The organism is Streptomyces sp. NPDC087906 (genome assembly GCF_055584925.1).
Window position 1 is genome coordinate 254970 of record NZ_JBVJLC010000007.1, and the last position, 12225, is coordinate 267194.

The 12225-nt window shown below is 68.0% G+C and carries 14 protein-coding genes; all 14 read left to right on the forward strand.

Going from position 1 to position 12225, the window contains the following annotated elements; all coding sequences use genetic code 11:
* Positions 1-288: 288 nt before the first annotated feature.
* Positions 289-1260 carry a hypothetical protein gene (locus ACZ63I_RS22400; RefSeq protein WP_469340741.1) on the forward strand — a complete coding sequence of 324 codons (972 nt, stop codon included), beginning with the start codon at positions 289-291 and terminating at the stop codon, positions 1258-1260.
* A gap of 58 nt (positions 1261-1318) precedes the next feature.
* Positions 1319-2032, forward strand: coding sequence for a Flp pilus assembly protein CpaB (cpaB, locus tag ACZ63I_RS22405; protein ID WP_469340742.1), 714 nt, complete (start codon positions 1319-1321; stop codon positions 2030-2032).
* A 7-nt stretch (positions 2033-2039) separates the two neighbouring features.
* Entirely contained in the window at positions 2040-3302 is a 1263-nt protein-coding gene (locus tag ACZ63I_RS22410; RefSeq protein WP_469340743.1) for an AAA family ATPase, read from the forward strand.
* Positions 3303-3304: 2 nt separating this feature from the next.
* Complete coding sequence (locus ACZ63I_RS22415) at positions 3305-3730, forward strand: TadE family protein (protein ID WP_469340744.1); 426 nt, start codon at positions 3305-3307, stop codon at positions 3728-3730.
* Positions 3731-3733: 3 nt separating this feature from the next.
* Positions 3734-4216, forward strand: a complete 483-nt coding sequence (locus tag ACZ63I_RS22420; RefSeq protein WP_469340745.1) for a TadE/TadG family type IV pilus assembly protein — start codon at positions 3734-3736, stop codon at positions 4214-4216.
* Positions 4217-4252: 36 nt separating this feature from the next.
* On the forward strand, positions 4253-5590 hold the full coding sequence (locus ACZ63I_RS22425; RefSeq protein ID WP_041985081.1) for a CpaF family protein: 1338 nt from the start codon (positions 4253-4255) through the stop codon (positions 5588-5590).
* A gap of 10 nt (positions 5591-5600) precedes the next feature.
* The gene (locus tag ACZ63I_RS22430; RefSeq protein ID WP_469340746.1) at positions 5601-6539 is read left to right on the forward strand and encodes a type II secretion system F family protein; all 939 of its coding nucleotides are present in this window, start codon (positions 5601-5603) and stop codon (positions 6537-6539) included.
* A gap of 11 nt (positions 6540-6550) precedes the next feature.
* Positions 6551-7435 carry a DUF5936 domain-containing protein gene (locus ACZ63I_RS22435; protein WP_469340747.1) on the forward strand — a complete coding sequence of 295 codons (885 nt, stop codon included), beginning with the start codon at positions 6551-6553 and terminating at the stop codon, positions 7433-7435.
* Between the two features lie 44 nt (positions 7436-7479).
* Positions 7480-8823 (forward strand): sensor histidine kinase, encoded by a 1344-nt coding sequence (locus ACZ63I_RS22440; protein WP_469340748.1) that lies wholly within the window; start codon positions 7480-7482, stop codon positions 8821-8823.
* 53 nt (positions 8824-8876) lie between these two features.
* Positions 8877-9812: a response regulator gene (locus ACZ63I_RS22445; protein ID WP_469340749.1), complete on the forward strand. Its 936-nt coding sequence runs from the start codon at positions 8877-8879 to the stop codon at positions 9810-9812.
* 203 nt (positions 9813-10015) lie between these two features.
* Complete coding sequence (locus tag ACZ63I_RS22450) at positions 10016-10261, forward strand: Flp family type IVb pilin (protein ID WP_469340750.1); 246 nt, start codon at positions 10016-10018, stop codon at positions 10259-10261.
* Positions 10258-10899, forward strand: a complete 642-nt coding sequence (locus ACZ63I_RS22455) for a pilus assembly protein TadG-related protein (RefSeq protein ID WP_469340751.1) — start codon at positions 10258-10260, stop codon at positions 10897-10899. The genes ACZ63I_RS22450 and ACZ63I_RS22455 overlap by 4 nt, the downstream gene beginning before the upstream one ends.
* A 72-nt stretch (positions 10900-10971) precedes the next feature.
* Positions 10972-11529, forward strand: a complete 558-nt coding sequence (locus ACZ63I_RS22460) for a hypothetical protein (protein ID WP_469340752.1) — start codon at positions 10972-10974, stop codon at positions 11527-11529.
* Between the two features lie 65 nt (positions 11530-11594).
* On the forward strand, positions 11595-12209 hold the full coding sequence (locus tag ACZ63I_RS22465) for an OmpA family protein (RefSeq protein ID WP_469340753.1): 615 nt from the start codon (positions 11595-11597) through the stop codon (positions 12207-12209).
* Positions 12210-12225 lie beyond the last annotated feature (16 nt).

Sequence of the window (12225 nt, forward strand, 5' to 3'; positions counted from 1 at the left end):
CAGATCTGGGCACAGCTCTGGCGAGGGCCCGCAGACCCAACCCGGACCCAAAGCGGCCGAGTTGGGTCAACTCTTCGGCAAGAAGGGACAAGTCCTGATACCTGAGTCAACCCATGACTGCTTCGCCCGTATTTGCCATCAGTGGCTGTGTACGGACGGTGGCACCCCGCATCCTAAAAGTGTTCTCTGGGCCTGAGGACGTGGATAAAGTGCGGGGACAGGAGCACGGAGCAGGAGAGATCTGCGGCCGCCGGGACTCCGGCGGCCGGAGCGGAACGGGGAACCAGCGTGCCGACCGCAATTGCTGTCACCAGCCCTGATCTGGTGCTACCACCGACGGACCGCCAGACGCCCACGGCGGCGCTCCTGCCGTCCCCCGACACCCAGTCCCTGGAAGCCTCGCTCGCGGAGATGCAGGGCCTGCTCGAACACCACGGCTATGTCGTCGTGCTGTACCCGGCGAACATCTCCCCCGCCCACGAACGCCGCCTGCACACCGTGCGCTCGGTCCTGGAGAGTGACCGGATCGCGCTGCTGAAACTCGACCTCCCGCCGCTCGGCGTCGCCGTACTCGTGCGCCAGTTGCGGCAGTTGTCGGTCTGCGACTTCAGCGCCGGCGTCGTCGCCTCCGCCGCCCGGCTGCTCTCGCACTACATCTACGCGGGGGCCCTGCTCGGCTCAGTCGCCAGACTCGACCGGGTGCCCGTCAGCCTCAAGAGCCACGCCAAGTCCTGGGTGCCAGGGGCCCAGTTCGGCGTACTCGCCAGCCCCGTACCGCAGTTGGTCAAAATCGGCGCCGGTGACCTCGCCGGACCTGAATTCGCCACCCAACTCCTCTTTGCCAAAGGCCAGTCGCAGTCCGACTGGGTCACGGCGACCCTCGCCCCGCACTGGCAGGTCGGCGGAGTCGAGGAGAGCGCACTGCCCGCCGACTCGGCCGACTGGTGGGGCACCCCGAAGATGGTCGAATTCGCCGCCTTCCTGCCGGACATCACGGTGCTCTACCAACTCGTCGCATCCGTACGCCGGGAGATCTGCACCTGGTGCGGTATCGAACTCATAGGTGACCGCTGCGGATTCTGCTCGGCGCCGCTCGCACCGCCCGAGAACGAGCCCCGCGCGGTCGGCGCCCTGACCCAGGGAAGTCCAGGGGCCCAGGGCAGCCACGGCGGCCAGGGAAGCCACGGCGGCCAGGGCAGACGGGCTCTGGGCAGCGGATCCCGGGGAAGCCAGGGGGCGGCATTGCGCCACGGGTCGTAACCGCAGATCAGCCCCTACTCACGCCGTCCCCACGTCCCCGAACGAGGTCGTCCCGCTCATGAATTCACGGCAACGCCGCGGCATCATACTTCTGCTCCTCTCGGTCCTCTGCGCCTTCGGCGCTTTCGCCGGTGTCCTCTCGGTGATCAGCGACGTCAATTCGAAGGTCGGACCCGAAGTCTCGGCGTATGAGCTGAAAGCGGATGTCGCCCCGTACACGCCTTTGCGGGACGGGCAGTTCAAGAAGATCAAGATGCCGAAGCGCTGGCTCTCCCAGAACGCGGTCACGGACATCTCCGTGGTCAACGGAAAGATCGCGGTGACCCAGCTCAAGAAGGGCTCACTGCTCCAGGACGACATGATCGTGAAGCGTCCCGCACTGGAGAGCGGCGAACAGGAAATCGCCATCATGATCGACGCGGCGACGGGCGTCGCCGGAAAGATCAACCCGGGGGACACGGTCAATATCTTCGCGACGTTCGCCGCCCAGAACGACAAGGAGAAGGACCAGTCCCGGATCATCGTCGCCAACGCCAGGGTCATCGACGTCGGCAGGCTCACCCCGCTCGAACCCAAGCAGGACGACCGCGGCAGCGGCCCGACCGAGGCAGTGCCGATCACCTTCGCCCTCAACACCACCGACGCCCAACGCGTCGCCTACGCCGAGTCCTTCGCCGATCACGTACGTCTCGCCCTGCTGGCCGACGGCAGCCCCACCACGCTGCGCCCGGGTGAGGGAACGTACGAGCTCAGCGAAGACGCGAACAAGTGAGATCCCGATGACGACACGTATCCTCCCGGTCGTCGGAGATCCCGACGCCGCCCGCTCGATCACCACCCTGCTCAGCCAACTGCCCGACGCGGAACCCGCCCCGCCCGTCGCCGACTCGACCCAGCTCATCGACCTGCTCGCCCGGCTGGCGGGCGAGTCGCTCGACGAACTGCCCGAAGTCGTCCTGGTCCACGAGCGGATCGGGCCGGTGCCCGCGCTCGAACTGATACGGGACATCGCCCTGCGCTTCCCCTCGGTCGGCGTCATCCTCGTCACCACCGACCTCAGCCAGGGCGTCTTCGCCGCCGCCATGGACGCGGGCGCGCGCGGCCTGGTCACCATGCCGCTGAGCTACGAGGAACTCGCCAACCGGCTCCAGGCCGCCGCCCAGTGGTCCGTCGGAGTACGCCGGCACCTCGGCCACGGCGCCGACGTCTTCACCGGGCCCGGCGGCACGGTCGTCACCGTCACGGGCGCGAAGGGCGGCGTGGGCACCACCGTCGTCTCCGTCCAACTCGCCCTCGCCGCGCAGGCGTCCGGCCGCAGCGTGGCGCTGGTGGACATGGACCTCCAGTCCGGCGACATCGCCTCGTACCTCGACGTGCAGTTCCGCCGCTCGATCGTCGACCTCGCCGCCATCGCCGACATCTCCCCCCGCGTGCTGTCCGACGCGGTGTTCAGCCACGCCACCGGGCTCGCCCTGCTCCTCGCGCCCGGCGACGGCGAACGCGGCGAGGAGGTCAGCGACCGGTCCGGGCGGCAGATCGTCAGCGCCCTGCGCGCGCGGTACGAGGTGGTGGTCGTCGACTGCGGATCGCAGATGACCAGCGCCAACGCGTCCGCGATCGAGATGGCGGACATCGCGCTGCTGGTCACCACCCCGGACGTGATCGCCGTACGGGCGGCCAAGCGGGTGGTGCGCATGTGGGACCGGCTCCAGATCCGCAAGGCGGAGGAGACCACGACGGTCGTCAACCGCTACACCCGTACGACGGAGATCCAGCCGCCGCTGATCCAGAAGATCACCGGAACGCGGCTGGTCGGCACGGCGATCCCGGCGAACTTCAAGGAACTGCAGGCGGTGGTCGACGCGGGACGGCTCCAAGACCTGGAGAGCCGGAGCGTCGTCAAGCAGGCGCTGTGGGGCCTGGCCGGCGAACTGGGCCTGGTGAAGGTCCCCGAGGGCGCCGACCGCAACGCCAAATTCCGGGGCGACCGCGGCGCGGTGGGGCTGCGGCGCAGACGAGGGACCAAGGAGGGGGACGGCTGACGATGGGAACTCTGGGAGTACGGGCGAAGGGTTTACGGAGACGGCGCCCCCTGCTCGGGGTCCGTCACCTGCTCGGGGCCGGCCAACAGGACCGCGACCGGGGGCAGACGGCGATCGAGTTCGTCGGCATGACCCCACTGATCCTGCTGATCTGCGTCGTGATGTGGCAGTGCGCGCTGATCGGCTACACCTTCATCCTCGCCGGCAACGCGGCCGACGTCGGGGCGCGGGTGGGGGCGACGGGCGGTGCGTGTGCGACGGCGGCACAGAAGGACTTGCCGAGCGCGTGGACCGGCTCGTTCAACTGCGGCGCGTCCGGGGGCCTTTACCGCGCGGAGGTGTCGCTACAGGTCCCGGTGCTGGTGCCGGGGGCGCTGGACTGGCCGTTCACGGTGCACGGCAGCGCGGCGTCGGTAGAGGAGGGCTGAGGGATGCGCAGGACACGTCGCGGAGAGGCCCGACAGGCGAACGAGCCGAACGAGCCGGGCCAGACGAACCAGCCGGGCCAGACGAACGAGTCGCGCCAGGCGAACCAGCCGAGCCAGGCGAACGAGTCGGGCCGGTCGCGCCAGTCCGGCCAAGTAGCCATCGAATACCTGGGCTTCATCCCGCTGCTGCTCATCGTGGCGCTGCTGGCGATCCAGTTGGGGCTCGCGGCATACGCGGCGAACCAGGCGGGCACGGCGGCGCGGGTGGCGGCGCGGGTGGCGAGCCAGGACCAGCAGGACCAGAAGCAGTCCCCCGAGTCGGCGGGCCAGAGCGCGGTCAGCGGCTGGCTGCACCCGGACATCTCGGGCGGCGCGGCCGGCGACAGCACGACGTACACGGCCACGATCAAGGTCCCCTCGCTGGTGCCGGGTGTCGACTGGGGGACCGCCCGGCGCAGCTCAACCATGCCCATGCCAGGTAACTGACCCCGGCGACCAGGCAACCGAACGGAGCTACGCACCATGAGCTTGCGGGCACGGATCACCTCCCCCGAGGAGAACGGCGCGCGGGGAGGCGACAGCCATCTCGTCACCACGTACCGCGCCAAGCTGCTGGAGGAGATCGACCTCGCCGAGATGTCGGCCCTGGCCGCCGCCGACCGGCGCGCCAGGCTGGAGCGGGTCCTCGGGCACATCATCAGCCGCGAGGGCCCGGTGCTGTCGACGTCCGAGCGCTCGCAGCTCATCCGCCGGGTCGTCGACGAGGCCCTGGGCCTCGGCATCCTGGAGCCGCTGCTGGAGGACGCGTCGATCACCGAGATCATGGTCAACGGCCCGGACCAGATCTTCGTCGAACGCGGCGGCCGGGTGGAGCAGTTGCCGATCAGGTTCGGCTCGCACGAGCAGCTCATGCAGACCATCGAACGTATCGTCTCGACCGTCAACCGCCGCGTGGACGAGTCGAATCCGATGGTCGACGCGCGTCTGCCGTCCGGCGAGCGGGTCAACGTCATCATCCCGCCGCTGTCCCTCACCGGCGCCACGCTCACCATCCGGCGCTTCCCGCGCTCCTTCACCCTGCACGAGCTGATCAGCTTCGGCTCGATCGACGAGCAGATGCTGCTCCTGCTGTCGGGGCTGGTGCAGGCGAAGTTCAACATCATCGTCTCCGGCGCGACGGGCACGGGGAAGACGACGCTCCTCAACGCGCTGTCCGGGCTCATCCCCGAGGGTGAACGCATCATCACCATCGAGGACTCGGCCGAACTCCAGCTTCAACAGGCCCATGTGATCCGGCTGGAGTCCCGCCCGGCCAACGTCGAGGGCAAGGGGCAGATCAACATCCGCGACCTGGTGCGCAACTCGCTGCGTATGCGCCCCGACCGCATCGTCGTCGGTGAGGTCCGAGGCGGCGAATCGCTCGACATGCTCCAGGCGATGTCCACGGGCCACGACGGTTCGCTGGCCACCGTGCACGCCAACAGCGCCGAGGACGCGCTGATGCGGTTGCAGACCCTGGCGTCGATGTCGGAGGTGCAGATCCCCTTCGAGGCGCTGCACGACCAGATCAACAGCGCGATCGACGTCATCGTCCAGCTCACCCGGCACGCCGACGGATCCCGCAGGGTCACCGAGATCGCCCTGCTCGACTCGCACGGCAGGGAGGGCTACCGCATCGTCAGCGCCGTCCGCTTCGCCGCCCGCCCGCTCGACGCGAGCGGCCGGGTGTACGGCGAGTTCCGCTACTTCCCCCTTCCCCGCAGGGTGGCCGAGCGCATGTACATGGCGGGCCAGCCCATCCCCCAGGCATTCGGAGTCGCCGTGTCCGAAGAGCAGCTCCTCACCCGAGAGGCCAAGTAGGCAGCCCACCATGGACAATCCCGCACTGATCACCATCGGCGTCACGCTCCTGGCCTGCCTGTTCGGCGTCCTCGGGGTACGCCTGTACGCGGCGGGCCACGCCCAGCGCCAGGACCTGATCGACCGACTCTCCGCGACGGGCCAGGTGGACGCCACCACCCGCAGGCGCCGCTTCACCGGCGTCGACCGCCGCCTGCGCCGTACCCGTCTCGGCCGCAGGATCGAACTCAAACTGGGCGCGACGGGCCTCGACCTCACGCCGGGCGAGTTCTTCGTCTACATGCTTGCGGCGGTGGCCGTGCTCTGGCTGATAGCCGCCACGGTCCTCGCCTCCTTCTTCGGCCCCCTGGCGGGTCTCGCAGCGCTCTGGGGCGCGAACACGTTCCTCAACTGGCAGCGCGGCAAGCGCATCGAGCGCTTCATCAACCAACTCCCGGAACTGAGCCGCATCCTGGCCAACGCCACCCAGGCCGGCCTGGCACTGCGCACGGCGATCGCCATGGCGGCGGAGGAGTTGGAAGCTCCGGCAGGCGAAGAACTCAGCCGGGTCGCCCACCGGTTGGCGGTCGGCGAGTCACTGGACGACGCCTTGGGCGAACTGGCGGAGCGGCTCCCGTCGCGAGAACTGGTCGTCCTGGTCACGACCTTGGTCCTGTCGAACCGCGCGGGCGGCACGGTGGTCAGCTCGCTGCGGAACCTGACGCAGACGCTGGAGGAACGGAAGGAAACGCGCCGTGAGGTGCGGACGCAGCTCTCACAGGTCACTGTCACGGCCTACGCCGTACCCGGCTTCGGCCTCGCCGCGCTGCTGATGCTGAATCTTGTGCTGCCGGGTGCCCTGGACCGGATGACGGGAGCCTTCATCGGGCAAGCCGCGGTGATTGTCTCCCTGGTCCTTTACGCGATCGGATTCCTCATCATCCGCCGCTTCTCCCGTATCGACGTCTGAGGAGGGCGACCATGGAGCTTCTTCTCGCCGCCGTGATCGGCCTCTGCGTGTACGGGGCGATCCACGGCATCCGGATGTACCGCGCCGACGCCAAACTCCCCAGCGACCTGGCCGTCGCACTGGAAGTGGGCGCGACCCGCACCAACGCCGTGGGATCGGTCATCGACCGGCTCGGTATGCGCTGGGCGCCCACGGTGCTGCGGCTGATGGGCCCCAAACTGGTCGACAAGAAGCGCCGGCAGATCGACATGGCCGGCAACCCCGGCGGCCTCACCATCGACCGCTACGGGGCCCGGCGCGCGGTCTACGGATTCCTCGGACTGTTCGGCGCCTTCGTGATGGTCCTGCGCGGCCAGGTCTTCCTCGCCCTGTTCATGATCGCCTTCAGCCTGGTCTGGGTCGAGGTGGGCCTCTGGTCGGCCGTCCGCGTCCGCAAGGCCGACATCGAGCGCACCCTGCCGGACTTCCTGGACGTGCTGGCGGTCGTGGTGAGTGCGGGTCTCGGCTTCCGGCAGGCGCTGGACCGGGTCGCGGAGAGGTACGTGGGGCCCTGGTCCGACGAACTGCGCATCACGCTGCGCCAGATGGACATGGGAGTGAGCCGCAGGAAAGCCTTCGAAGAACTGCGCCGGAGGAACGACTCGGAGCAGGTCGCCATGTTCGTCACCGCACTCCAGCAGGGCGAAGAACTGGGCGCGCCCATCGTGGACACGCTCATCGCCATCGCGAACGACATGCGACGCACCGACGCGCAGAACGCGCGCCGGAAGGCGGCGAAGGCCATCCCGAAGGCGACCTTCGCCGTCACGACGTTCCTGCTGCCGGGCACGCTGATTCTGCTGACGGTCGGCTTCGTCTACGGAGCCAATGTGGACTTCAGCATCCTCGGCGGCTGACGAGACGTTGACCACGGGACGAGCGAGAAGGGGGGAGGGAGTCGATGAGGCCGCGACTGAGCGGGCTGAAGGGCAGACTGGGTGGTGATCTGCACCTGGGTGCGACCGAGCCCGAAGCGACTCCCGCCCTTCCCATCCAGCTCAACGCGCTGCAGGCGATGTGCCGTCAGGTGTTCGGCTTCCGCCTCGCGATGATCGCCGTGGCCACCCCTTTCGCTCTTGCCCGCACCGCACGCGGCCTGCCCACGGTCCTGGTCGGCGCGGCCGTGCTGGTCACCTTCATGGGTTCGTACGTACTGTTCCGAGACTGGGAACGCTTCGGTCCCCTGCTCCTCAAGCACTCCTGGCTGCTGGTGATCGACACCCTCTTCGGCGCGCTGCTCCTCATCACCGCGACCCCCGACTCCACCCTGGCGTACGTCACCGTCTGCACCCCGCTGCTGGCGGGGCTGGTCTACGGCTGGCGGGGCGCGGGCGTCTTCGCGACGCTCCAGATACTGATCCTGGTGGGTGTGCATGCCGCCGAGCCCGACGAGGGCGGGGTCGTGGCCACCGCGCTGCTCCTGCCGGGCTTCTGCGTGATCGCGGGAGCGGTCGGTGTGACCCTCCGGGGGCTTCTGCTGCGGTTCGGCACGGCGAGCCAGGCCCTGACGGACACGCGTGCGCGGCTCGCGGTGAGCGAGGCCATCGAGGAGGAACGCGCCAGGCTCGCCCGCGAGATGCACGACTCCGTGGCCAAGACCCTGCACGGCCTGGCACTGGCGGCGGACGGCCTGGCCGGTTCCGCAGGCCGGCTGGACCCCGAAACCGTCCGGCTCCAGGCCGAACTTGTCGCCAGGTCCGCACGCCGGGCCGCCTCGGAGTCCCGCGAACTGCTCTTCGACCTGCGGCGGGAGTCGGGCCTCGACGGCGGTATCGCCCTGATCGCCGCACTGGACGCCCGGACCGTCGACTTCGAGCGCCGCAGCGGTCTCCGTACGTCGTTCGGACGGCTCGGCGCCGACGCGGTGCCGCCGCTGCCGCACGCGGTGGCCAGGCAACTGCTGACCATCGCGTCCGAGGCGATGGAGAACGCGTACCGGCACGCCCACGCGGACCTGGTGGCCGTCTCCGCCGGTGTCGTCGGCGACCAACTGACGGTCAGCGTCTACGACGACGGAAGCGGCCTGCCGCCGGGGACCACCCTCGACGACCTCAGACGAGCCGGCCACTTCGGGCTGGTGGGCATGGTCGAGCGGGCGGCCGGGATCGGCGCCCGTATCCGTATCGGCAGGGGAGGGGCCAGAGTGGGCACGGAAGTCCGGGTCGACCTGCCTCTCGCCGCCCTCCGCTCCTCGCAACTGCCCTTGCCACCAGGTTCCTTCTCCCCGATGTCGACCTCGATATGAACGTCCACCTCGACATGACCCCGACCCGAGTGCCACCCAGAGGAGGCCGCACGATGCCGGACGACTCTTTCCCCGCCTTTCCCGTCCCTGCGGTGTCGGCGAGTACCCCGCTGCGTGTGGTGGTCGCCGACGACAACCCGGTGGTACGGGCGGGGCTGACGGTCCTGCTGTCGGGCCGCGACGACATCAAGGTGGTGGCCGAGGCGGCCGACGGCCGGGAGGCGTACGAGGCGGCCCAGAGGTCCCGCCCGAACGTGGTCCTGCTCGACGTACGGATGCCGGGAGTGGACGGCATCTCGGCGCTGCCGCACATCGTGCGGATCTGCCCGGTGCTGATGCTGACGTACAGCCGGGAGAGCGAGATAGTCCACGAGGCACTGCGGCTGGGCGCGGGCGGCTACCTGGTGCACGGCGAGTTCACGGCCGACCAACTCGTCGCCGCAGTGAGGGACATCGAGCAGGGCCGGGCGCACTTCACGCCGACGGCGGCGAACGCGCTCCTGGACGAGATGCGCCGAGGGCCGGCACCGGCGGCGGGGCGGCCGCTGCCGGAAGGACTGGGCGCGATGGACGCGGGCGATGCGAATGCACAGATTGATCTCTTTCTGGCTTCAGCGAGCAACTCCGCTCTGACCAGTCGTTTCTCTTCTGCGATCACTGAGTCTCCCTATTTGTCGGCGCGAGGGGTTTCGCAACTGCAACCGAATGTGCCACAGTTCTTGAGTGGGCGTTCGGCCGATCAGGGTCTCCGAGATCGACAGGAACTCGGCCTGAGCGCGCGGGAGATCGAGATCATGGACCTGATCGCCTCGGGCATGAGCAATCATCAGATCGCGGCGACCTGTTTCATCAGTGAGAAGACAGTCAAGAACCACATCAATCGGATCTTCGCGAAGTTGGCAAGCGGCAGCCGCAGTGAGGCGATCGCGAAGTGGCTCGGCACGATGCCGAGCGGTGGTACCGGCAGGGGGGTGATCGGTCATGGCTGAGGCGAGGGGTACGTCCGCACGGATCCGTGGCTCATTTTGGGCCCGAAAATGGGTCCAGGGGCCCTCTGCCGGGCATGGTGTTACGGCGTACGTTTCTCGCGTCACCGGTGGTGACCGGCATCAGATGGCCGGCAACGACGGCGATGCCCAAGGGACTTACTCGGCGGCCGACAGGCGGTCGGTCCAACCTGGAGGGGAACCCCATGCCGAACAACACCATGATGAAGGCCGCCGTCGACACCAAAGTCCGGGTGAACGGCTGGGCGAACACGACCGTTTCGCGGATGCAGAAGCGTTACGCGGACAAGGACCGGGGTCAGACGGCGTTCGAGTACCTGGGGATCATTCTGGTCGTTGTGGCGATCATCGGTGCCATTGTGGCTACTGGGATCGGCGGGGCGATCTCGGGCCGGATCACGGGCCTCGTGAACTCCATCACCGCAAAATGATCGGGCGCCTTCGCGGCGACCGTGGGCAGGCCTTCCCCATCTACATCGTGATGGTGGCGGGCCTGCTCTTTCTTGCGTTGGCCTTCTTCGCGGTGGGAAAGGCCTCCGCGACACGCAACGGCGCGCAGGGGGCGGCGGACGCCGCCGCGCTTGCCGCGGCGCAGGATGCCAGAGACCTCATGGGCGACGACTTCCTGGCCGCACTGCTGGTGCCTGACCAACTGGGTGACATCTTTGACGGTAGCGTCATGCAGGCGCATCCGTGCTTCGAGGCCGGGGTGTTCGCGGAGAAGAACAGATCCAGGCTTGTCGAGCCGGCCTGTGTGATGAATTCCGGAGTCCTCAGGGACGAATTCACTGTGAACGTCGAGACCCTCTACACAGTCGGTGATTCGGTCATTCCGGGTACCGAAGGAAGGCATGCGACGGCAACCGCGACTGCTGCGGTCGAGCCCCGTTGCAGTTGGAAGCCCGACGAAGACAACTCGGGCGATCAAGACGAAGAAGCTGACGCCCCTCCTGCTCCGGTGGAATTCACGTGCGACAGCGGCGTCCTCACTATCGATCCAACTCACCCCGGCTCCTGGGGGGAATTGAGCAAGCAGCTCTTTTCCGTTCACCTGGTTGACAGCGACTGACGACATGAGAAAGCGGTATCCATGAACATCCGGCGTACCACGAGAAACCGAAGGGCAGCGGTTGCTGCGTCGATGGTCGCCGCCTTCGCCCTCGCTGTCGTTGGCTGCGGTGGTGGTGGAGGCGGCGGAGATGAGGGGAAGTCACCCGAGGCGCCAAGCTCCTCGCCGCAATCGCCCAGCAGCGAGCCTTCGCCCGAGGACACCGGTCCGCCGGAAACGGTGGATCCTCATGTGAAACTCGCCGAGGTTGCCGGGCGCGACGGGTTGATGATGACCGTCCACAAGATCAGTCGCGATACTGGTGGGTTCATCACGGTAAACGCGGAGATCAAGAATACATCGGACAAGATTCGTAACATGTCGGGAATGGAAGGCGCCGAAAGTCTGATGGTCCAGAACAACCCCAACTCGGTAGCGGGGGCAACTCTGGTGGACAAGGTGGGGAAGAAGCGGTACTACGTGCTACGGGACACGGACAACCGATGCCTTTGCACAACGGGCATGGTGCCCCTGGATGCGGGATCCTCGGTTCCCATCTTTATGCAGTTCCCGTCGCCACCGGACGGGACGACCGACCTTGACCTCACATTGCCGTCATTCGCTGCCGCCACGCTGAAGATCACTGGGTGATGGTCAATATGACGTGCACTCGTGTCCGCCCGCACTCAAGACAGGTTCGTTCCGTCGGATACCTGATGGTGGTCTCCGCGTTCCTTGCGACCACGAGTGTCCTCGGCACTGCTCCCGCCGTCGCGGACGAGACCCCCAGCGTCCCGCCCGGCACCGAGGCTTCCGCCTCTCCGCCCGTCGAGGTCGACGGCACCGACCCCGACCTCAAGCTGCAGGAAGGCGGCACGCTCGGGCCGTCCAAGGTGCTGGACATCGTCCAGGTCGTCGAGGACCAGGGCGGGGAGGAGCGGCGGGAGGACAGCAATGCCGAGATCACCTTCGCGTTGCAGGCCGAGGTGCTCTTCGGCAAGGACAGCGCGAAGCTCACCGGCCAGGCCAACGCCCGTATCGCCGCCATCGCGAACGAGATCGAGAAGCAGCACGCCGGCAACATCCGGGTCTTCGGCTTCACGGACAACCTCGGCACGTACGAACACGGCAAGGTGCTCTCCAAGCAGCGTGCCGACGCCGTACAGGGCCTGCTGGCCCAGCAGTTGAACGGCGCGACCGTCACGTACGAGGTCCGGGGCTACAGCGAGGACTATCCGATCGCCGACAACGGCACCGAAGAGGGCCGCAAGAAGAACCGCCGCGTGGAGGTCTCCTTCCCGCGAGGCGGGGGCGGCGGAACGCAGAGCTGATGTGAAGCGGACGTGG